Annotated in this window: 22 protein-coding genes, 9 tRNA genes, 1 riboswitch and 1 other annotated feature; of the genes, 19 read left to right on the plus strand and 12 right to left on the minus strand. The window is 37.9% G+C overall.

Going from position 1 to position 22,154, the window contains the following annotated elements; all coding sequences use genetic code 11:
• Positions 1-4 precede the first annotated feature (4 nt).
• The 10 genes from CRO00_RS00005 (at position 5) to CRO00_RS00050 (ending at position 2,483) form a co-directional block, all read left to right on the plus strand.
• Positions 5-93 (plus strand) — tRNA-Leu (locus CRO00_RS00005).
• A 62-nt stretch (positions 94-155) separates the two neighbouring features.
• Positions 156-232, plus strand: a tRNA-Pro gene (locus CRO00_RS00010).
• Positions 233-258: 26 nt separating this feature from the next.
• A tRNA-Ala gene (locus tag CRO00_RS00015) sits at positions 259-334 on the plus strand.
• Positions 335-360: 26 nt separating this feature from the next.
• Positions 361-437: transfer RNA gene (locus CRO00_RS00020), tRNA-Met, on the plus strand.
• A gap of 3 nt (positions 438-440) precedes the next feature.
• A tRNA-Asp gene (locus CRO00_RS00025) sits at positions 441-516 on the plus strand.
• Positions 517-527: 11 nt separating this feature from the next.
• Positions 528-603, plus strand: a tRNA-Phe gene (locus tag CRO00_RS00030).
• 9 nt (positions 604-612) lie between these two features.
• Positions 613-687, plus strand: a tRNA-Asn gene (locus CRO00_RS00035).
• A gap of 4 nt (positions 688-691) precedes the next feature.
• Positions 692-782, plus strand: a tRNA-Ser gene (locus CRO00_RS00040).
• Between the two features lie 16 nt (positions 783-798).
• Positions 799-870, plus strand: a tRNA-Glu gene (locus CRO00_RS00045).
• Positions 871-1,535: 665 nt separating this feature from the next.
• On the plus strand, positions 1,536-2,483 hold the full coding sequence (locus CRO00_RS00050; protein ID WP_097071607.1) for an L-threonine 3-dehydrogenase: 948 nt from the start codon (positions 1,536-1,538) through the stop codon (positions 2,481-2,483).
• Positions 2,484-2,528: 45 nt separating this feature from the next.
• Here the strand turns inward: CRO00_RS00050 and trpB (CRO00_RS00055) are convergent, their stop codons facing one another.
• The 7 genes from trpB (CRO00_RS00055) to CRO00_RS00085 form a co-directional block, all read right to left on the minus strand.
• A complete protein-coding gene (trpB, locus tag CRO00_RS00055; RefSeq protein WP_097071608.1) occupies positions 2,529-3,692 on the minus strand; it encodes a tryptophan synthase subunit beta in 1,164 nt (387 codons plus the stop codon).
• Positions 3,693-3,736: 44 nt separating this feature from the next.
• Positions 3,737-4,519: a tryptophan synthase subunit alpha gene (gene trpA / locus CRO00_RS00060; protein ID WP_097071609.1), complete on the minus strand. Its 783-nt coding sequence runs from the start codon at positions 4,517-4,519 to the stop codon at positions 3,737-3,739.
• A complete protein-coding gene (trpB, locus tag CRO00_RS00065) occupies positions 4,516-5,706 on the minus strand; it encodes a tryptophan synthase subunit beta (protein WP_097071610.1) in 1,191 nt (396 codons plus the stop codon). The genes trpA and trpB (CRO00_RS00065) overlap by 4 nt, the downstream gene beginning before the upstream one ends.
• Positions 5,703-6,326 (minus strand): phosphoribosylanthranilate isomerase, encoded by a 624-nt coding sequence (locus CRO00_RS00070; RefSeq protein ID WP_097071611.1) that lies wholly within the window; start codon positions 6,324-6,326, stop codon positions 5,703-5,705. The genes trpB (CRO00_RS00065) and CRO00_RS00070 overlap by 4 nt, the downstream gene beginning before the upstream one ends.
• Positions 6,326-7,123: an indole-3-glycerol phosphate synthase TrpC gene (gene trpC, locus CRO00_RS00075; RefSeq protein ID WP_097071612.1), complete on the minus strand. Its 798-nt coding sequence runs from the start codon at positions 7,121-7,123 to the stop codon at positions 6,326-6,328. Before trpC ends, CRO00_RS00070 begins: the two co-directional genes overlap by 1 nt.
• Positions 7,124-8,158, minus strand: coding sequence for an anthranilate phosphoribosyltransferase (gene trpD / locus CRO00_RS00080; protein WP_097071613.1), 1,035 nt, complete (start codon positions 8,156-8,158; stop codon positions 7,124-7,126). It lies immediately after the preceding gene.
• A gap of 96 nt (positions 8,159-8,254) precedes the next feature.
• Positions 8,255-8,502 (minus strand) — a binding site (T-box leader).
• A gap of 191 nt (positions 8,503-8,693) precedes the next feature.
• Positions 8,694-9,176, minus strand: a complete 483-nt coding sequence (locus CRO00_RS00085) for a QueT transporter family protein (protein WP_097071614.1) — start codon at positions 9,174-9,176, stop codon at positions 8,694-8,696.
• A gap of 6 nt (positions 9,177-9,182) precedes the next feature.
• A riboswitch (PreQ1 riboswitch) is annotated at positions 9,183-9,227 on the minus strand.
• 355 nt (positions 9,228-9,582) lie between these two features.
• Between CRO00_RS00085 and CRO00_RS00090 the strand changes: the two genes are divergently transcribed.
• From CRO00_RS00090 to CRO00_RS00105, 4 genes are all read left to right on the plus strand, one after another.
• Positions 9,583-10,596: an ABC transporter substrate-binding protein gene (locus CRO00_RS00090; protein WP_097071615.1), complete on the plus strand. Its 1,014-nt coding sequence runs from the start codon at positions 9,583-9,585 to the stop codon at positions 10,594-10,596.
• 29 nt (positions 10,597-10,625) lie between these two features.
• Positions 10,626-11,654 (plus strand): ABC transporter permease, encoded by a 1,029-nt coding sequence (locus tag CRO00_RS00095; RefSeq protein ID WP_097071616.1) that lies wholly within the window; start codon positions 10,626-10,628, stop codon positions 11,652-11,654.
• The gene (locus CRO00_RS00100) at positions 11,647-12,441 is read left to right on the plus strand and encodes an ABC transporter ATP-binding protein (protein WP_097071617.1); all 795 of its coding nucleotides are present in this window, start codon (positions 11,647-11,649) and stop codon (positions 12,439-12,441) included. The genes CRO00_RS00095 and CRO00_RS00100 overlap by 8 nt, the downstream gene beginning before the upstream one ends.
• A 354-nt stretch (positions 12,442-12,795) precedes the next feature.
• Positions 12,796-13,671 carry a nuclease-related domain-containing protein gene (locus tag CRO00_RS00105; RefSeq protein WP_272914302.1) on the plus strand — a complete coding sequence of 292 codons (876 nt, stop codon included), beginning with the start codon at positions 12,796-12,798 and terminating at the stop codon, positions 13,669-13,671.
• A 126-nt stretch (positions 13,672-13,797) separates the two neighbouring features.
• Here the strand turns inward: CRO00_RS00105 and ilvA are convergent, their stop codons facing one another.
• From ilvA to thiD, 5 genes are all read right to left on the minus strand, one after another.
• The gene (ilvA, locus tag CRO00_RS00110; RefSeq protein WP_097071619.1) at positions 13,798-15,057 is read right to left on the minus strand and encodes a threonine ammonia-lyase IlvA; all 1,260 of its coding nucleotides are present in this window, start codon (positions 15,055-15,057) and stop codon (positions 13,798-13,800) included.
• Between the two features lie 234 nt (positions 15,058-15,291).
• Entirely contained in the window at positions 15,292-16,641 is a 1,350-nt protein-coding gene (locus CRO00_RS00115; protein WP_097071620.1) for a YjiH family protein, read from the minus strand.
• A gap of 282 nt (positions 16,642-16,923) precedes the next feature.
• On the minus strand, positions 16,924-17,601 hold the full coding sequence (gene bshB2 / locus CRO00_RS00120) for a bacillithiol biosynthesis deacetylase BshB2 (RefSeq protein WP_097071621.1): 678 nt from the start codon (positions 17,599-17,601) through the stop codon (positions 16,924-16,926).
• Positions 17,602-17,613: 12 nt separating this feature from the next.
• Positions 17,614-17,964 carry a YojF family protein gene (locus CRO00_RS00125; RefSeq protein WP_097071622.1) on the minus strand — a complete coding sequence of 117 codons (351 nt, stop codon included), beginning with the start codon at positions 17,962-17,964 and terminating at the stop codon, positions 17,614-17,616.
• 120 nt (positions 17,965-18,084) lie between these two features.
• A complete protein-coding gene (gene thiD, locus CRO00_RS00130) occupies positions 18,085-18,918 on the minus strand; it encodes a bifunctional hydroxymethylpyrimidine kinase/phosphomethylpyrimidine kinase (RefSeq protein ID WP_097071623.1) in 834 nt (277 codons plus the stop codon).
• 177 nt (positions 18,919-19,095) lie between these two features.
• Here thiD and CRO00_RS00135 point away from each other — a divergent pair, with 177 nt between their 5' ends.
• The 5 genes from CRO00_RS00135 to CRO00_RS00155 all read left to right on the plus strand — a co-directional run bounded on the left by CRO00_RS00135 (position 19,096) and on the right by CRO00_RS00155 (position 22,126).
• A complete protein-coding gene (locus tag CRO00_RS00135) occupies positions 19,096-19,770 on the plus strand; it encodes a uracil-DNA glycosylase (RefSeq protein WP_097071624.1) in 675 nt (224 codons plus the stop codon).
• Positions 19,771-19,936: 166 nt separating this feature from the next.
• Entirely contained in the window at positions 19,937-20,116 is a 180-nt protein-coding gene (locus CRO00_RS20375; protein WP_097071625.1) for a uracil-DNA glycosylase, read from the plus strand.
• A complete protein-coding gene (locus CRO00_RS00145) occupies positions 20,113-20,403 on the plus strand; it encodes a YwdI family protein (protein ID WP_237658276.1) in 291 nt (96 codons plus the stop codon). Before CRO00_RS20375 ends, CRO00_RS00145 begins: the two co-directional genes overlap by 4 nt.
• Before the next feature lie 35 nt (positions 20,404-20,438).
• Positions 20,439-20,810: a DUF423 domain-containing protein gene (locus CRO00_RS00150; RefSeq protein ID WP_097071626.1), complete on the plus strand. Its 372-nt coding sequence runs from the start codon at positions 20,439-20,441 to the stop codon at positions 20,808-20,810.
• Positions 20,811-20,950: 140 nt separating this feature from the next.
• The gene (locus tag CRO00_RS00155) at positions 20,951-22,126 is read left to right on the plus strand and encodes a M20 family metallopeptidase (protein WP_097071627.1); all 1,176 of its coding nucleotides are present in this window, start codon (positions 20,951-20,953) and stop codon (positions 22,124-22,126) included.
• Positions 22,127-22,154: the final 28 nt, after the last annotated feature.

Consider the following 22,154-nt stretch of genomic DNA (forward strand, 5'->3'; position numbering starts at 1 on the left):
ATGTGCCGGGGTGGCGGAACTGGCAGACGCACAGGACTTAAAATCCTGCGGTAGGTGACTACCGTACCGGTTCGATTCCGGTCCTCGGCACCATTAATTTGAGCGTTTGGCTACGGATAAAAGTAATTGTGGTTTCTAAACGCCCGAGAAATTTGCGGGAAGTAGCTCAGCTTGGTAGAGCACTTGGTTTGGGACCAAGGGGTCGCAGGTTCGAATCCTGTCTTCCCGACCATACAAATCATTTCAGCATTAAATAATGGGGCCTTAGCTCAGCTGGGAGAGCGCCTGCCTTGCACGCAGGAGGTCAGCGGTTCGATCCCGCTAGGCTCCACCAATTATAAATTATAATAATAATACTATCGCGGGGTGGAGCAGTTCGGTAGCTCGTCGGGCTCATAACCCGAAGGTCACAGGTTCAAATCCTGTCCCCGCAACCAAATGGTCCCGTGGTGTAGCGGTTAACATGCCTGCCTGTCACGCAGGAGATCGCCGGTTCGATCCCGGTCGGGACCGCCATTTATTTTAATGGGTCGGTAGCTCAGTTGGTAGAGCATTTGACTGAAGCTCAAAGTGTCGGCGGTTCGATTCCGTCCCGACCCACCATTTTAATATTCCGAAGTAGCTCAGTGGTAGAGCAACCGGCTGTTAACCGGTTGGTCGTAGGTTCGAGTCCTACCTTCGGAGCCATTATGGGGAAGTACTCAAGAGGCTGAAGAGGCGCCCCTGCTAAGGGTGTAGGTCGGGTAACCGGCGCGAGGGTTCAAATCCCTCCTTCTCCGCCAGCATACATATTGTTCTGGCCCGTTGGTCAAGTGGTTAAGACACCGCCCTTTCACGGCGGTAACACGGGTTCGAATCCCGTACGGGTCATAAAAATTACAGAATACAGTTATATCTAGTAAAATATTCTGGATAAGCGAAAAAGGTGCAATTAAAAAATTGCACCTTTTTTCTGTCTAAGTTGATATTATATACCATATCTGTGGGCTTCACCTTAGATTTCAATGTTTTGTATAATCCAAGTACTAATATAATAGCTCCCACCAAACAAAAGGAAGCTAGATATCGCCTGATTATCTCCCCAATTTCTATAGGCTTTTAGAGAATTTACTCAAAACGATAAGGAAATTAATAAAAATTCCAAATTTAGAAATCCCTTTCACCTAAAAACCTCTTTCTCATATAATCAATAACCCCTAGAATAAATCCTGAAGTTAAGAGCGAATGTAGCATATTTCGAAAAGAACCCATACAATCTTCAATTACAATCATTAAATTTACTTCTTCAACATTCTCCAATTAAATACGAGTGTGGTAGTTCTTCGCAAATTAATAATCCCTGCATTTTAACTTTTACATCTCGTGCCTCTACTGCATATGATAGGGAGAGCATGCCTAGGTTTTAAAAAAATGTAATTTTTATTGTCTTTTTGAAGAGAACGAATTATAATAAAAATCATTGGAGATGTTGATATATCAATGATTAAGTGTATTTTTAAGGTGGACAATTGTTTTTCATCAGAGGAGGGTACAGCATGAAAAAAATAATGGTAACGGGTGCGTTAGGCCAAATTGGTTCTGAGTTAGTTGTGAAGTTACGTGATATTTATGGGGAAGACAATGTTTTATCCACAGACATACGAAAAGATCCAAAGATAAGTGGACCATTTGAGATTCTCGATGTAACAGATGCAGAACGTATGTATGAACTTGCCAAACAGTTTGGTGCAGATACACTTATTCACATGGCAGCTTTACTATCGGCAACCGCGGAAAAAAATCCGCTTTTTGCGTGGAATCTTAATATGGGCGGATTAATGAATGCATTAGAGGTTTCAAGGGAGTTAAGTTTACAATTTTTCACACCAAGTTCAATTGGAGCGTTTGGACCGTCAACACCGAAAGATAATACACCACAAGATACACTTCAGCGTCCAACAACGATGTACGGAATTAATAAAGTGGCTGGGGAATTATTGTGTGACTACTATTATTCTCGTTTTGGTGTCGATACGAGAGGGGTACGCTTTCCAGGATTGATTTCATATGTGACGCCTCCTGGAGGGGGAACGACCGATTACGCGGTAGATATTTATTACAAGGCAGTTCAGCAGGGCAGCTATACATCTTATATTGCAGAAGGTACGTATATGGATATGATGTATATGCCAGATGCCCTACAAGCAATTGTTGATTTAATGGAAGCAGACGGTTCTAAGTTAAACCATCGCAATGCGTTCAATATTTCCGCTATGAGTTTTGAGCCGTCTCAAATTGCAGATGAAATTCGTAAGCATATTCCTTCATTTAAAATGAGTTATAATGTTGATCCTGTTCGTCAAAAAATTGCGGATAGTTGGCCGAATGCAATCGATTCTTCAGCAGCAGTAGAAGAGTGGGGATTCAAAGCAGAGTATGATTTAGAAAAAATGACCATTGATATGTTAGATAAATTAAAACAAAAGTTAAAAAAGATATCATAAAAGTAGGCTAGGAGAGTGATCTGAAAATTCTCCTAGCCTCTAATCTTATTTATTTAACATTTCAAATACTTGCTCAACGTCTTTATCACCGCGTCCAGATACATTGACAATAATGCTGTCTTCTGGTGAAAGTGTAGGGGCAAGTTTTAAAGCGTACGCAACAGCATGTGAACTTTCTAATGCTGGGATAATTCCTTCTACTCGAGAAAGTGTTTGGAACGCCTCTAATACTTCTTCATTTGTTACCGTTACGTATTCACCACGACCAGTAGAATGTAAATGTGCATGTAACGGACCAACGCCTTGATAGTCAAGACCTGCTGCAATTGAACTTGTTTCTAACAGGTTGCCTTCTTCGTCTTGTAAAACAAAGCTTTTAAAACCATGGAATACAGCAGGAGAACCCTTAGATAACGTAGCAGCGCCTGCTGGTTCAACACCGATTAAACGTACTTCTTTGTCTTCTTTGTAGTGGGCAAAAGCACCTGCTGCATTGCTACCACCACCAACAGCGGCTACAACAGCAGTTGGAAGTTTACCTTCTTTTTCTAAGTGTTGCGCGCGACTTTCTTTACTAATAATCGATTGGAAATGTTCAACCATTTCTGGATAAGGAGTAGGGCCTACAGCAGAACCAATTAAATAAAACGTATTTTTATAGTTTGCCACTAAGTCTGCGAAAGCTTCATCTACAGCTTCTTTTAACAAACCTTGGCCTTTATCAACAGCAACAACTTTTGCACCTAGTAACTCCATACGGAAAACGTTTAATGCTTGGCGTTTTGTATCTTTTGCACCCATGTAGATTGTGCATTCCATACCGAACATAGCACATGCAGTAGCAGTTGCAACACCGTGTTGACCCGCACCTGTTTCAGCAATCACACGTTTCACACCCATACGTTTAGCAAGTAAAATTTGACCCAACACGTTGTTAATTTTATGGGATCCTGTATGATTTAGATCTTCACGCTTTAAGTAGATTTTCGCGCCACCTAATTGTTTTGTTAAATTTTCAGCTAAGTATAGAGGATTTTCACGTCCTGCATATTCACGTAAATAATAGTCTAATTCTTCATTGAATTCTGGGTCGTTTTTATACTTTTCATATTGCTCACCAATGTACTGTAAAACCTGTTGTAAATCTTCAGGAACAAAGCTGCCTCCAAATTCTCCATAATAACCATTTTTAATTGCTACTTGACTCATTGAAAATCATCTCCTAAGTTAATTTTATCCGCCAACTTCAATTCTTATTTCACTGCTGTTACTTTAGAAGCCTTAACTAGCTCTTCAATTGTTGCCCAGTCATCAGCTACTAAACTATCAACAATTTTACTACCAACAATAACACCACTACAAAAATCACTAAAGCTTTTTACATGTTCTGGAGTTGAGATCCCAAAACCAGCTAACACTGGTGTATCTGTGTATTCTTGAATCTTTTTGAAATGCTCCTCTAATTCACTCGCAAAACTTGAGCGAGCACCTGTGATTCCGTTAACGGTTACAGCATAAATAAAACCTTCACTTGCTTTCGTTAATCGTTCAATGCGTTCTGAAGTACTAGTTAAAGAAACAAGTTGTACAAGAGCGATGTGATTAGCTTTTAGAGCAGGGTGGACAATTTCTCTTTCTTCTAATGGCATATCAGGAATAATAACACCTCGAATTCCTGCAAGCTTAGCGTCCTCTGCAAATTTTTCAACACCATAAGCTAATATTGGATTTAAATAAGTCATGGCAACAAGTGGGACTTGAATCTTATCCGCAAAGCTCGTTAATGTTTCAATTACTTTGCGTAAAGTTGTGCCATTAGCTAAAGCACGTTCACCAGCACGTTCAATAGTTGGTCCATCTGCAACAGGATCAGTAAAGGGAATACCCACTTCAATTGCCGTAACCCCAAGCTCTTGTAGTTTTAAAATCGTAGGCTGTAATTTTTCTAACCCACCATCACCAGCCATGATATAGGGAATAAATGCTTTATTACCTCCAGAAGTAGTTGAAAGGATTGCTTCTTTTAATTGACTCATGCTAAGTCACCTCCAAGGGCAGCAGAAATGGTATGAACGTCTTTATCGCCACGACCAGATAAGCAAATAACAAGAATCTCATCAGGTGACATCGTTTTTGCTAGTTTTGATGCGTAATATACTGCGTGGGAACTTTCTAATGCAGGTAAAATTCCTTCTGTACGACAAAGCAATTTCACACCTTCTAAAGCTTCTTCATCTGTTACACTGTCGAAGGTTGCACGACCAGTTTCATGAAGATGGCAATGTTCTGGCCCTACACCTGGATAGTCAAGACCTGCTGAAATGCTATGGGCTTCTGTGATAAACCCGTTTTCATCTTGTAGTAAATACATGAATGCACCATGAAGTACACCAGTTTGCCCACCTTGAATAGCAGCAGCGTGTTTACCAGTTTCGATTCCTTGGCCAGCAGCTTCTACACCATATAAAGCAACGTCCGTATCTTGCACAAATGGATAGAACATACCGATTGAGTTACTTCCTCCACCAACACAAGCGACAATGGCATTTGGAAGACGATTTTCGATCTCTAAAATTTGAGCCTTTGTTTCATCGCCAATTACACGTTGGAAATCACGAACAATTGTAGGGAACGGGTGAGGACCCAATGCTGAACCTAAAATATAGTGTGTGTCATCAATATGAGTTACCCAATGACGTAGTGCTTCGTTTACTGCATCTTTTAAAGTAGCGGAACCTTTTTCAACGGCTACCACTTTAGTGCCGAGCAACTCCATCCGAAATACATTTAATGCTTGGCGTTTCACGTCTTCTGCGCCCATGTAAACGATACATTCTAAGTTCAGAAGGGCACAGGCAGTAGCAGTTGCAACACCGTGTTGACCAGCGCCCGTTTCTGCAACGATTTTTTTCTTACCCATTCTTTTTGCTAACAGTGCCTGGCCGAGAGCGTTGTTGATTTTGTGGGCACCTGTATGATTCAAGTCTTCACGTTTTAAATAGATTTTTGCTCCACCACAAGCTTCTGTTAATCGTTCAGCAAAGTATAGGGGAGTTTCCCGACCAACGTAATTTTTTAAATAATAATGAAGTTCTTGTTGGAAAGAGTCATCGTTTTTAAAGTGCTCATAGGCTTCTTCTAATTCTTGTAATGCTGTCATTAAGGTTTCAGGAACGAACTGACCTCCAAAACGGCCAAATCTACCTTTTACTTCTGTTGTCATTTGCTGTTCACTCCTTTAAGGTTCGCCGCTTTAATAAATTGTTCTATTAACTTAGAATCTTTGGCACCATCTCGTTCGACACCGCTAGATACGTCCACGCCATATGGTTGTACTTGTTCAATGGCAAGACCTACATTTTCACTAGTTAAACCGCCTGCAAGAATAACGCGATCGTTTGGGATAGAGAGCTTTTCAAGTAAAGACCAATCAAAAACTTTTCCGCTCCCACCAGCAAAATCTATACCTGGTGCGTCAAACAAAAAGTAATCCACCTCATACTTAGTTGCTTTTTCAACATCTTCATAAGTGCGGATAGAAAGGGCCTTAATGGACGGATAACCTAACTTTTGAATAAATTCAGGATCCTCGTTGCCATGGTATTGCACGTAATCAAGGCCAACTATATTTACAGCTTCCCGTACTTGTTCTTCAGTTGGATTAACAAAAACGCCGACTTTCTTTACATGAGGGGGGACAAGTTTTGCAAGTTCGGAAGCCCGTTCAATGGTAATTTGCCTTTTGCTTGGTGCAAACATAAAGCCGATCCAAGTAGCACCAGCACGAATAGAAGAAACAACATGTTCTTCCTCTTTTAGGCCGCAAATTTTCACCTTAACCATTACTTCACATCCTTTACGAAAAAGGGAAGGGGAACTTGCAATGATGTTAATGCATCTTCTACATCACCACTACGCATTAATGATTCACCAACTAATACACCGCGAGCCCCAACAGCAGCAACTCGTTCGGCATCTTCTGCATTCCATATGCCACTTTCACTAATAAAGGCGATGTCATCATGGGCATTGATTTTTGCTGCCAATTTTTCAGTTTGAGCAAGGTCAAGGGTGAAGGTTTTTAAATCACGATTGTTAACCCCGATAATTTTTGGATTGATTGCTAAAGCGCGGTCAATCTCTTCGTCGTTATGAACTTCTACTAAAACATCTAATCCTAAAGCTGTTGCATAGTCATAAAGTGCTTTTAATTTTTCATCAGACAATGCTGCAACGATAAGTAAAATAACAGATGCACCTGCTGCTTTTGCATAATCAATTTGTACTTCGTGGATGATAAAGTCTTTATTTAAAATCGGAATATTTACGGTGTTTGCAATATCAGCTAGATCTTCAAATGAACCTTTAAAAAATTTGTCTTCCGTTAAAACAGAAATACAAACTGCGCCTGCCTGTTCATATTTTTTTGCTTGCTCTATAGGATTTGCTCCTTCATTAATTAATCCTTTTGAAGGTGAAGCACGCTTCATTTCTGAAATAACTTGTAGCGTATCAGAATTGCGCAAAGCTTCGTACAAGGAAATACGTGATTTTGTTGGCACATCAAAGTTCGGTTCGTTTGCCAGTAGTTGTGGAATAAGGGTTTCTTTATATTCTAAAATCGTTTGTAAAATCGTCATTTACACTGCACGCTCCTTTAAAATCGATTGGCTAAACTCTACAATCGCCTCAAGTTTTTGTAATGCCTTCCCAGAGAAGATGCTATCTCGAGCCATATCGATTCCTTCTTTGACAGAATCTGCAAGACCGTAAGCAAAGAAACCAAGTCCTGAATTTAATAAAACAGCATCAAAATAAGCGCTTTGTTTCCCTTTTAATAGCTCACGTAAAATCACTGCATTGTCATCCGGCGTACTACCGACTAGGGCACTAATTGGAGCAGGGGAGAGACCTAGATTTTCTATATTTAATGTGAATGGTTTAATTTCATCATTTTCTAACAAGGCTAATGTATTTGCACCGTTTAATGAAGCCTCATCCATCCCATTTGAACCCGAAACAACAACTGCACGTTCACGGCCCAATAATCGTAATACCTTCGCATAATCTTCTACTAGGTCTGGTCGGTTAATGCCGACAAGTTGAGCTTTTAAATTCACCGGATTCGTTAGTGGCCCTACCATATTAAAAATTGTTGGTTTTCCAATATCTCTGCGAATTTCTCCAATGCGTTTTAGTTTTGGATGAACACCTGGTGCAAAGAGAAAAGCAATTCCTTGTTGTTTAATTAGTTCAACTGAGTCCATAACAGTAAAATCGTTATGAATTCCTAATGCCTGTAAAACATCTGAACTTCCAGAATTACTCGATATTTTACGATTGCCGTGTTTCGCCACTTGAACATTATTAGCTGCAAGGACAAATGCCGATGTTGTACTAATATTAAAAGTTTTTAAACCATCGCCACCTGTTCCGCAGTTATCTAAATAACGACCTTCTGGAACGGGAATTTCAACCGCGTTTGCTTTCATAACCGTAGCAAGGCCAGCAATTTCTTCTGCTGTTTCACCTTTTGCACTTAAAGCAAGAAGAAAGGTTTTAATTTCTTCTTTTGGTGTTTCTTCATTAAATACGATTTTTGCAGCTTGAATCATTTCGTCAAAAGATAAATTTTCCTTTGCATTTGCTCGACTAGTGAATAACTGGATACCCATATTTTTGTCCTCCTATATTTGGTTTTAGCAGGTAAGAATAAGGGAAGCTGTTTTGACGCAATAAAAAAGTCCTCTACAAAAGGGAAAAACCCGTTTGTAGAGGACGATTTGCACCGCGTTGCCACCTCTGTTGAAGTAAAAAAATTACTTCCACCTTGGTGTGTAATTTCGTGTAGTAAATCACGAAAAACACTTCCTTGTAACGTAGGAAAGACGTCAACTAACATGAAAGCTAGTTGCTCTCATAAGGCCCATTCACGCATTTGTCCGCACTAGTTTACACCAACCACTAGCTCTCTTTAGCGTCCAAAAAATGCGCTACTATTCTTATTCATCAATTTACTCTGCTATTCTCATCTAAACTCTGCTTTGCTCTGACGGTGGTCGCGCTCCCGCAACCTACTACCGTATCCGAACAATTAGTTAATAGTATTCTAGACTTAATATTTCACCTTGTCAATGTTTTCAGAAAAGTTTTGCAACGAAAATAAATAATAAAAACCGACAGACGTTTTATAGTCTATCGGTTCGAACGTTAAATTAAATCTTTGAAATTTAAACGTTTATTTAAAAGATGCATAATTGGCACACCAACGATTAATACCACAAACTCACCAACAGCACATGTTAACCATGTCCATAAAAACGGTAATTCTAAAGCAAGATTTAATTCAAAGGCGATAATAAACATCGTAAATGTAAATAAAAATGAGTTGATGATCATTCGGGCCAACGTATTTTTTACAAACCTACATATTAAAATGAAGATTGCAAGCGTAATAATAGAGTGTCCTACGCCAAAAATTAAATCATAAATACCTAGTGGTGAGAATAGATTTGCAATAAATACGCCAATTACAACACCTAGCATGTAGCGTGGGTTAAAAGCTACTAAATGATTAAACATTTCAGAAACACGGAATTGAACTTCCGTAAATCCAAATGGCGCAACTAGCATCGTTACAGCAATATATAGAGCTGCAATAATCCCAGTTGTTGCTAAAAATTTTACCTTCATATTCACTTCTCCTTAGTTTTTTTTCGTGGGAGGTTCTCGAACCACGGTGAAAGAACACAAGATAATATATTATAATATTTTATTTTTTATGTCAAATTTATATTAGTAGGGTGATTATTGTACTAATTAATATAGGAAAATGTCGAAATTTCGCCATAAGAAATTATTTTTTGAATATAGTTAAATGGTATTCTTATTTATTATAGTTTAGCGATTTAAAGCGTCAAATTAATATTATTCTAATACTATTTGATTATTAAAGTTTTTCAGAACATTCCTAATGTTGTTGACTATTAAATAAGTACAATGTAATATATCGATAAACTCTAATTTTTCGAATTGTGTAATAGATTCGAAAAATTGTTAAGAATTTGAGTACACAAAAAGTCAGGGGGAAATTAGACACATGAAGAGTAGTATGAAGAAACTTTCATTCTTACTTTTTGGTCTAGTACTTTTACTAGCTGCATGTGGTGGTGGTAGTGAAACATCTACTGATACTACAGAAAAAAGTACAGAAACAGAAGGTACAGAAGAAGCAAAATCATTCAAAGTTGGTATTACACAAATCGTTGAGCATCCATCTTTAGACGCTGCAACTGACGGCTTCAAAAAAGCACTTGAAGACGCTGGATTACAAGTAGAATTTGTTGAAGAAAACGCTCAAAACGACCAAAGTATGAACACGACAATTGCACAAAACTTAGTAAATGAAGGTGTTGATTTAATTTTCGCTAACTCAACTCCATCAGCTCAAGCTGTAAAAGGTGCAACGTCTGATATTCCAATCATCTTCACATCTGTAACGGATGCTGTTGGTGCTGAATTAATCGATTCGATGGAAGCTCCTGGTGGTAACGTAACAGGTACAGTTGACTTACATCCTGATACAATCGCGAAAACTGTAGCATTCTTAAAAGACGAATTAGGTGCTAAAACAGTAGGTACTGTTTATAACACTGGTGAACAAAACTCAGTAGCTCAAGTAGACCAAGTTAGAACTCTGTTAGAAGAAGCTGGCTTAAAATTAGAAGAAGCAGCGGTTTCAACATCTGCTGAAGTAAAACAAGCTACAGAATCTTTAATCGGTAAAGTTGATTCTTTATACATTATCACTGATAACACTGTAGTTTCTGCTCTTGAATCAGTAGTTGAAGTTGCTGAAGCAAACAAACTTCCATTAATGGCTGGTGAACTAGACTCTGTAAAACGTGGGGCTCTAGGTGCATATGGCTTTGAATATTATGATATCGGTTATGAAGCTGGTCAAATGGCTGTGAAAATCTTAAACGGTGAAGCTACACCTGCAGAAATTCCAGCAGCATACCCAGCGAACTTAAAGTTACTTATTAATAAAACACCTGCAGACAAACTAGGTCTTGAAGTAAAAGACACTTGGAATGCAGAGTTATTTGAATAATAAAAGTTAGTTAGGAGAGATGATTCAATATGTTTGCAGCATTGTTCGGTTCAGTTGAGCAAGGAATCATCTATGCAATTATGGCACTCGGGGTGTACCTAACATTCCGAGTGTTAGATTTTCCGGATTTAACGGTTGATGGAAGCTTTGTTACAGGGGCATCTACAGCGGCAATGATGATCGCTCTAGGGTACAACCCGTTACTAGCTACATTAATGGCAATTGTTGCTGGATTTATTGCAGGATGTATGACTGGTCTTTTACACACGAAAGGTAAAATAAATCCACTCCTTTCAGGTATTCTAATGATGATTGCGTTGTATTCAATCAATCTACGTATAATGGGGTTATCTGCAGAAAATGCAATTGTAAAACCAAATATTCCACTCATGAATTCTGATACGATTTTTTCACAATTTCAAAGTTTTTGGAGCAATTTAGGCATTGATGATGCATTAACGAATTTAATTAAAAATACGTTAGGCTTCCAATCAGCTCCATCTACTTGGGGAACAGTTTTAGTAGTGCTAATCATTACACTCATCATTAAGTTTATTGCAGATTGGTTCTTAAAAACAGAAGTTGGGCTTGCAATCCGTGCAACAGGTGACAACAAAAGAATGATTCGAAGCTTCTCAGCAAATACGGATTCGTTAATTGTGTTAGGTCTTGGAATTTCAAATGCCTTAGTTGCATTTTCTGGAGCTTTAATCGCTCAATATTCAAAATTTGCCGATGCAAATATGGGGATTGGGATGATCGTTATCGGTCTAGCATCTGTTATTATCGGTGAAGCTATTTTCGGAACAAAAACAATCTTCCGTACAACAATTGCAGTTATTTCGGGTGCTATTATTTACCGTATAATCTATGCAATAGCACTACGCATCGATTGGTTAGATACATCTGATATGAAACTAATCACTGCGGTAATTGTTATTTTAGCGTTAGTTCTTCCACAATACATTGACAAACGTCGAGAGAAGAGACGAAAACTAAAAAGACGGACAGAACGACTTGGCGAGCAAAACGTGGCGGGGGGGAATCACCTTGCTTAAATTAGAGGGTATCAATAAAATCTTTAACGAGGCAACACCCGATGAAAAGATTGCATTAGACAATATTAACTTACATTTAGCTCCTGGTGACTTTGTGACAATTATCGGAAGTAACGGTGCCGGAAAATCAACAATGATGAACATGATTTCAGGAGCACTTACACCTGACTTTGGAACAGTTACGATTGATGGGAAAGATGTTACGAGACTTCCTGAATACAAACGTTCTCACTACATTGGCCGCGTCTTCCAAGATCCAATGGCTGGTACTGCACCTTCAATGACAATTGAAGAAAACGTAGCCATTGCTTACTCAAGAAATGCAAAACGCCAATTACGCAGTGGATCAAATCGTGAACGTCGTGATTTCTTCAGAACATCTTTAGAAAAATTACATTTAAATTTAGAAAATCGTTTAAATGCAAAAGTAGGTATGCTATCAGGTGGGGAACGACAAGCTTTATCTTTATTAATGGCAACGTTTACAAAACCTGCCATCCTATTATTGGATGAACATACAGCTGCCCTTGACCCATCTCGTGCTGAGTTAATTACAAACTTAACGAAACAACTTGTTGAAGAAGGGAACCTAACAACTTTAATGGTTACCCACAATATGCAACAAGCAATCGATTTAGGAAACCGCCTCATCATGATGGATAAAGGTCAAATCATCCTTTCAATTGATGAAGCTAAAAAGCCAACATTAACAATCCCAGACTTAATGAGCGAGTTCGAAAAAATCCGTGGTGAAAAAATGAACTCCGACCGAGCGTTGTTGGGATAATAGAATATCATGCCTCAGTTGTTAGATAGACTAACACTGAGGTTTTTTTATGTGCAAAAATGCGAAACTTATTTTTTGGGAGAAAGCAAAATCAATTGAAAGGTGTTACGATTCCTTGATTCTTGTGAATACACCTTGTTATTTGAGCAGGTGAAAATTACTTTTTAGGAGAAAAAATTGGGGTGAAATTCCATTTTGGAACTTTGACCATATAGAGAAGTACATTATAAAATTTGGCCGAGGAGGGAGAGGAATGATTGTTTTAAAAAGAGAGAAACCTAATAAATTAATAGTACTAGAAAGTATATTACGTAGATTACAATAGAAGATGAAGAGTATGAGTATTATAAAAATATATATACGACGACTAAACATGGATTTGAGGGAGAAATTCGTGTTGATCGAGAATGGGAGGAAATGGTCATACCTTCAAAATACTATTTATTTCATAGCTATGAAACGGAAAATGAAGTCAATCATTCACATCAAATGGATACAATCTTTCTTTGCCAAAATTTTATCTTACTCTTAGAGATAAAAAACATAGGAGGTCGGGTTGACTTTTACCAAAAGAAACATCAGTTTATTAGAACACGTTTAGATGGAACAAGGGAAGCCTTTTCTAATCCAATTGATCAAATTGAACGTCATGTAAGATTCTTTAAACGAGTGTTTAGGAGTTGGAATCTCATTTTACCAATTGAGTATGCAATCGTTTTAGCACAGCCCACAACAATCATTGGAGACGCTCCACAACAAGTATCTATTTTCCATGTAAGTGGACTACAAACTCATGTCTATCAATTATTTTCTAAGTATCAACATAAACAAATTCCTGAACACCAAATGGATTGTGCAAAAACAAAGCTACTTGAGATGAGAAAGCCTAAAAAATGGAGTCCAACGATTGATCAGAATAAGTTGAGGAATGGTGCGCTTTGTAAAGCTTGTCAGTACACATCAGTAATGCAGTATAAACATGGACATTTTGTCTGTCCTGTTTGTAATACAAAAACTAAAAAAGCTCTGTATGAGGCACTACATGATTATCGGAATTTACATGATGAATGGATATCCAATGGAGAATTTAGAAACTATCTAAAGATTGAATCACGATATGCGGCAAATCGATTAATTGCTGACTTGAATTTAGAGTATAAAGGTTTTAGGAAAGATCGAAAGTATAAAATCCCTTCAAATATTTTAACTTATTTAGAAAAGCGCACATAAATTCCTCGAAACCGCACATAAATGTCCGAAAAGCGCACATAAATCATTCAAAACCGCACATAAACATCAAAAAACCGCACATAAAACAAAAAAACGCACCCGAACTAGATCCGAGTGCGCTATATATTAAACTAACAATCCAAACAACGTGCTGTCTTTATTTACTTCTTTAAATTCGAAACCGTTTGTACGCATACGTTCGATTAGGCCTTGGTAATCTTCTGGTTTGCTTACTTCGATGCCGACTAATGCAGGGCCAGCTTCTTTGTTGTTTTTCTTTGTGTACTCAAATGTTGTAATATCATCATTTGGACCAAGAACAACCGTTAAAAATTGGCGCAAAGCTCCTGCGCGTTGTGGGAAGTTCACGATGAAATAATAAAGCAAACCTTCAAATAATAAAGATTTTTCGCGGATTTCTTGCATACGGCTAATGTCATTGTTTCCACCAGTAATGACAACAACTGCAGTTTTTCCTTTAATGTCATCTTTATATAGGTCAAGAGCAGCTACTGGAAGGGCACCAGATGGCTCTGCAACGATTGCGTGCTTGTTGTATAGATCAAGAATCGTTGTACTTACTTTACCTTCAGGAACGAGCACGATATCGTCTAAGTACGTGCGGCAAATCTCATAAGTTGTTTGACCAACACATTGTACAGCTGTGCCGTCGCAGAATTTATCGATTTTCGCTAAAGTAGTAGGGCCATCATTGTCAAAGGCCGCCTTCATACTTGCAGCACCAGATGGCTCAACCCCGATTACTTTACTGTTTGGTGAAAGGTTTTTTACGTAGGATGCAACCCCAGACATTAGTCCTCCGCCACCGATTCCACCGAATAAGAAATCAATAGGTGCTTCGATATCATTCATAATTTCAACCGCAACCGTCCCTTGACCAGCAATAATATCTAAATCATCAAATGGATGGATGAAAATCATTTCGTGTTCATCACAATAATCCATTGCTGCAGCTGCAGAATCATCAAATGTATCCCCAGCTAAAATGATTTCAATATTGTTGCGACCAAACATACGAACTTGATCTACTTTTTGTTTTGGCGTTGTTAAAGGCATAAAGATAGCACCTTTAATACCTAGATGTGCACATGCAAAGGCTACACCTTGAGCATGGTTTCCGGCACTTGCACAAACTACTCCACTAGTGCGGGCAGCATCTTCAATTTTTTTAATTTTATAATAAGCACCGCGCAATTTAAAAGATCGGACATGTTGTAAATCTTCACGTTTAATATAAATATTTGCACTGTACTTTTCAGATAAGTATTCATTTTTTTGAAGTGGTGTATGTACAACAACATCTTTTAGTAGGTGATGTGCAATTAAAATATTTTCCACTGCAAATGTTTTTGAGTCAACTTCCATCGTTTTGTTACCTCCGTACTATAGGTTTCTATTGGCTGAACTTTCAAATAATTTTTTAATCTTGAAAGTTTTATTATATTTAAAACGTTTTTTAATTTTAACATAGAAAATCGGCTTTTTTCACAAATATTTATTGAATTCAAAAAATTTAACGGATGAAAACGCTTTATTGTGAACGAACTTTTAACATTACATAATTGTGGAAATGAAAAAGGGATGGTAACCCACCACCCCTTAGAAAATCATATGTGAAATTAAAGCAACAATTGGAATCGAAATGATCGTACGGATTAGGAAGATAATGAATAAATCCCAAATTTTAATTGGAAGTTTCGTACCTAAAATTAATCCACCGACCTCTGACATGTAAATTAATTGTGTTACTGAAACTGTGGCGATGAAGAAACGAGTTAAATCTGATTCAATGCCAGCCCCTAAAATTGAAGGTAATAACATATCGGCAAAACCAACGATCATTGTTTGAGCAGCTTCATCTGCAAAAGGAATTTGTAAAGCTGCTAAAATTGGCTCAAACGGCATACCTAAGATTTTAAAGAAACTTGTATATTCAGCAAGAACTAATGCGATAGTACCGAATGCCATAATAACAGGAGTAATGGCAAACCACATTTCTAAAACGTTTTTAAGTCCAGAGCCAATAACTTTCCCTAAATTTTTATTATCTTCTGCTTTTTTTAAGGCATTGTGTAAACCAAAAGTAATAGCATTAAAACCTTCAGGAACATCTTCGCGTTTTTCATCAGGAATCGAACCATCAAAATTTGTATCAGCTTTACCACGTAATGGATAAATGCGTGGCATAATGAATGCAAGGATAATACTAACTAAAATAACCGATCCATAGAAAGAGAAGAAGTAGTTGTTTAAGTTAACAGTTTCAAGCACTACGAAACAAAATGTAATCGAAACGACTGAGAAAGTTGTTGCAATCGTTGCTGCTTCACGTGCAGTGTAGTTACCTTCTTCGTATTGTCTAGCTGTTAAAAGGACACCGATTGTTCCGTCTCCAACGAATGATGCTAAACAGTCAATAGCAGAGCGACCAGGAATTTTGAATAACGGACGCATAATTTTTACCATCATAGAGCCGAAAAACTCAAGTAGTCCGAAGTCTGTCAGTAACGGAAGTAGCAATCCTGCAAAAAGGAATAATGAAAACATCATTGTAACGAGTCCGCCATCTGGAGTGATTAATAGTCCAGCTGTGTAGTCGCTCGTGAAGCTTTCAGGTCCTACTTGGAATAAATACATAGCTGCAAAAATGACAGCTAAAATACGCATGATTGTCCAGAACCAATTTACACGGAATAATGAATCCCAAATGGAACGTTCTTTTTTCTCTGGTACGAATTTGATAATAACTGCGCCAACAGCTGCAATGATAAAGATGAAAAATGCGAACCAATGTATAACGGATGCAACTTGAGTAGAAAGTGCATTTGCGAGTATTGCAATAGGTACCTTAATTCCGTCATCTGTATTAAGAGGTGTAATAAATAAAAATACACCTACTAATGAAAGAACGATAAAAAGGAACCATGTATAAGGTGTGAATTTCTTCATGATGTTTTTACCTCTCTATACTTTAATATTGAATATTTATACACTATAAGGCGTTTATATGCAATTGTAAATACGTTTTGAGAAAGTAAAAGTATTCTGAATCTTTAGGCTGTATGCAATTTGAATAATTAGCATATGTAGCAAAGGGATAGTGCAGTTTAAAATGAAAAAATACGAATAGGTAAGTTGAATGTTTATACACCAGTACGTATAGGATGGTAATAGTTACCTAATATAAAAAAAGGAGACTACAATAGTATAGTCTCCCTAAAAAAGTACGTATTAATCTTCAAATTCGTATTGGTAAAATTTTTCATAGTGTAACCAACTATCGCTCATAGGTCGGCCTTCGTCAACGCGCTTTGTACTTTCTTGTATCATCCAAGCTGTTTGAGATGCATGGGCTTGAAGAGCTTTAACCTTATCTTGCTTTACGCTGCTAACATCGATTAATACTGTCGGCTCACCAATTTCTGCTACAGTGTTGTTCGCGAATGCACATGCATAAACAGTTGGGCGATCTTCTGGTTTTATACGTCGAACAGCTTCAATCACAGCACGTGCTGTTGCTTCATGATCCGGGTGAACTGCATACCCTGGATAGAAGGTAATGATGAGGGATGGATTTAATTCATCGATTAAGTCTGTTACAAGCTTCACCATTTTTTCATCATCTTCAAATTCTACCGTTTTATCGCGTAACCCCATCATACGTAGATCATCAATCCCCATAAACTCACATGCTTCTTTTAATTCTTTACGGCGAATTTCTGGTAAAGATTCACGTGTGGCAAACGGTGGATTTCCTAGGTTTCTTCCCATTTCACCTAAAGTTAAACATGCGTATGTAACTGGGACACCCATATTTCTGTAAAGTCGGATTGTACCTGCAGATGAAAAGGCTTCATCATCCGGGTGGGGAAAGACAACTAAAATTTGACGTTGTGGTTGTAAAGTCATTTGCTTCACTCCTTAATAAGAAAATGGTGTTTCACTAATTTCTAGTGCCACAGCAAGTTTCCCTGTATAGTCTAATCCAGCCATAAGTAACCGACCATGTTCATCCAATTCATAATGGGTAATTCCTTGTGCATACACCCAACCATGTTCCATCTTTAAGCCAACGCGATGTGGAGTATCGTCAATAATTTTCGCAAGTTCATAGCGAATTTTTGCATTCCGAATAAACGCTCCTGCATTAAACACTTTTTCATCAAAATGTGTTGCATATGCTCCATTTGTAGTTTCTAGATGAATATAGACGTCTTTGTTCGCAAAAGAATTAAGCAACTTTTGGAGCTCATTCGTTTGTACTTCCTTCATCTTAATTCTCCTTTCACATCTATTTACTAATATTATAGTAAAAAATGTAACTTTATGAAAAGAAAAAGCAAAGTACCCGGCACGAAAACCATTCAGAAAATGTGTGCCGGGTACATATTTTTAAATTTTTTCGATTGTAACTTCTGGTGCGCCAAGTCGAGGTTTCGCGCCGTGGTATACTGGGCCGACGAATTCGTTTAGTTTCCAGCCATGTTTGATGCCTGCTGCAACGAATTCTTTTGCTTCAAAAATGGCGTCTTTTACGGAAAGTCCATTTGCTAAATTGGCTGTAATACTTGCTGCAAATGTACAACCAGCACCGTGATTATAAAGCGTGTCAACTTTTTCTGTTTCTAATAAATAAAAGTCACTTCCGTCGTAGAATAAATCTACTGCTTTATCTGTTTGAAGTGCGCGGCCCCCTTTAATGACAACATTTTTCGCACCAAGCGCAATAATTTTTTCTGCTGCTACTTTTAATTCATCAATCGTTTTCGGTGTGCCAGTGCCAGCTAATTGGCCAGCTTCAAACAGGTTTGGAGTTGTGACAAGGGCGTTTGGTAGAAGATATGTGATCATTGCATCTACCGTACCTGGATTTAATACTTCATCTTCTCCTTTACATACCATTACAGGGTCAATTACAACGTTTTGTACGCCAGATGCCTTAATTGCTTCACCTGTTGTTTGAATTACTTCCTCTGTTGATAACATTCCTGTTTTAAGCGCATCGATGCCAGTTGAGAAGGCCGTTTTTAATTGAGCTTTTAACACATCAATTGGTAATGTATGAACTCCATGAGCCCAATTGTTATCAGGATCCATTGTCGCGATAACTGTCACGGCTGCCATCCCATACGTATTATGTTCTTCAAATGCTTTTAAATCTGCTTCTAGACCTGCTCCTCCTGATGCGTCAGAACCAGCTATTGTTAAAGTTTTTTTCAATGACATTTTTATCTACTCCCTTATCTTATCTAATGCTTACAGTATAAAATAAATCTGACTATACTAAAATGGTCAGAATTATAAAATGTTGTAGGGTCAGTTTTGGGTTGATTGGTGAAAAACATAAAATCTTCTATTGAAACCGATTCAACAATCAAGTACGGTGAAGGTGGGGTGAATTATATGAATACAGTATTTGATAATGATTGGCAAGATATCCTTGCTGAAGAATTTGAAAAGAGATATTTCATTCATTTGCAGGAATTTGTCGCGGATCAATATAATAAATCAACTGTTTATCCACCGAAACATGAGGTCATGAATGCCTTTAAAAAAATACCTTATTCTAAGGTGAAGGTGGTTGTGTTAGGGCAGGATCCATATCACGGCAAAGGGCAAGCAAATGGTCTATGTTTTTCAGTAAATAGTGGAGTTCTTATTCCGCCAAGTTTAAAAAACATCTTTCAAGAACTTCATAACGATTTGGGATGTCCAATTCCAACAGACGGTAATTTAATGAAATGGGCAAACCAAGGTGTGTTTTTATTAAATACAGTATTAACGGTACGAGAAGGTGAAGCGAATTCACATAAAGGAGAGGGCTGGGAACAGTTTACCGATGTGGTGATCGAAAAACTTGCTGAAAGAACTCGTCCGATGATTTTTGTGTTATGGGGAAAACCTGCTCAAAAGAAGAAAAAAATTATTGAACGATATGGTCCTCATCATTATATTTTAGAAGCGGCCCATCCAAGTCCATTAAGTGCGTACCGAGGTTTCTTCGGAAGTAAACCATTCTCTAAAATTAACACCAAGTTAGCAGAATGGGGACAACCACCAATTGATTGGAGTTTGTAGAAACGCACATAAACAAGACAAAACCGCACATAAAGTTGAGATAACCGCACATAAACAAGACAAAAACGCACATAAACATGAACAAACCGCACATAAAACAAAGAACACTTAACTTTTAACTTCACTTGAATCATGTTACATTGTTATAGAAAGAGAGGGAGCAACCGTGAAAGTCAGTTGCTTTAAATGTCAGCATTTCCGTGTAACTTGGGACCAAAATAACCCAAGAGGATGCGCGGCTTATCAATTTAAATCAAAACAGCTTCCTTCCATAATCGTTAAACAATCGTCAGGTATGGATTGTATGCAATTTTCACCGAAACAAACACAGGAGGACCGTAGATGATGATTTCTTACAAATCACTTTTAGATGAAATCGAAGTACATCTAGCAAATGCTAAAAATACAGAAGACGAACAACAAATTCGTGAACAACTTACTGCCATTCGTGCCCTATGCAATGTTGGACTAGCTAACAATCAGATTTCAAAACCTACTACAAAAAGTGTTAGTCTGAATCAATCAAATACTTCACCCAGTCAATCTCAAAGTATCATAAATAGTGTTTCATCGTTAAATGCTTCAAAGCTTACAGAAAACGATGCAAATGGGGATTCGATTTTTGATTTTTAATTTAATCGTACATATAGAAAGAGGTCAGTTTATACATGAAAGGTTCAATCATATCCGGTGCAATTCATGGTTTACTTGCTGTGGCATTAGGTGCGTTTGGTGCCCACGCATTAAAAAATGTACTAGATGACTACGGCGCAGGCATTTGGGATACTGCTGTACAATACCAAATGTTCCATGCAACTGCTTTACTGTTCATTGGGGTTTTAATCAAACTACTTGGCCCGATTAAGCAACTTAAAATCGCGGCAATTTGTATGAATCTAGGAATACTCTTCTTCTCAGGAAGCTTATTTATTTTAGCGTTATCTGGGATTGGTACGCTTGGTGCCATTACGCCAATCGGGGGAGTATTATTTATCAGTGGATGGATTCTAATTATTGTTTCTATCTTAAAACACAAATAACGTTGAAAGAATTACTAGATGCATATCTTAGTAATTCTTTTTTTATTTCAAATAATAATTAATTTCTCTCTATATAATATTGTAAAAGTCATGGTAAAGTAACAGTATACTATTGTCGAATTTTAGAGAGGGGATACCTTATGAATGATTTATTTTCGGCATTAAATAAAAATTATGATGAGATGGTATCGATTCGCAGACATCTGCATGCAAACCCTGAGCTCTCTTTCCAAGAAGTGATGACGCCAAAATTTATAGCGGATTATCACAGAAAGTTAGGTCTTGAAGTGCGTGAAGGAGTAGGAGGGCGTGGTGTTGTTGCGAAATTACCAGGTGCGAAACCAGGAAAAACCGTAGCGTTACGTGCAGACTTTGATGCCCTTGCGATTCAAGAATTAAACGAGGTCCCATATAAATCAAAAGTTGATGGTGTTATGCATGCTTGTGGTCACGATGGTCATACCGCAACTTTGCTTGTTCTTGCTAAAGTTCTCAAAGAAATGCGTTCTGAATTGGCGGGTAATGTTGTATTTATCCATCAGTTTGCAGAAGAAATTACACCGGGTGGGGCTAAGCCAATGATTGAGGACGGTTGTTTAGATGGGGTGGATGTTATTTTTGGTACGCATTTATGGGCACCAACCCCATTAGGAGATGTTTTAGTACGCAACGGTTCGATTATGGCGGCAGCAGACATGTTTGAAATCACGATTCACGGTAAAGGGGGGCATGGTGCCGAGCCTCATAATTCTGTTGATGCAATCGTCATCGGTTCACAATTTATTACACAGTTGCAAACCCTTGTTTCAAGAAGAGTGGATCCACTGAAATCTGCTGTTGTATCAGTAGGGCATTTTGAAGCGATTAATCCTTTTAATGTCATTGCTGAGAGTGTTGTTATTAAAGGAACGGTAAGAACTTTTGAAGAAAGTGTGCGCACATTGCTTGAGCAGGAAATAGAACTCCTAGTAAAAACAATTTGCGAAGGCGCACATGCAACTTGTGATTATCATTTTTCTAGAGGATATCCACCTGTTGTCAATCATAAAAAAGAAACACAATTTATTGCAGATATTGCGTGCTCAGTACCAGAAGTTACAAATGTTAAAGAGTGTGCACCATTTATGATTGGGGAAGATTTTGCGTATTATCTAGAAAAAGTTCCAGGTACATTCTTTATTACAGGAGCAAAAAATCCAGAATGGGAATCGGCGTATCCACATCACCATGCACGTTTTGATTTTGATGAAAGAGCGATGTTAGTTGCTGCAAAAACAATGGGCATGGCGACATTAAAATATTTAAAACATAAATAACCTCAAATATAAAGAGAGAGAAAAGGTG

The organism is Ureibacillus xyleni, assembly GCF_900217795.1.
GTDB classification, from domain to species: domain Bacteria; phylum Bacillota; class Bacilli; order Bacillales_A; family Planococcaceae; genus Ureibacillus; species Ureibacillus xyleni.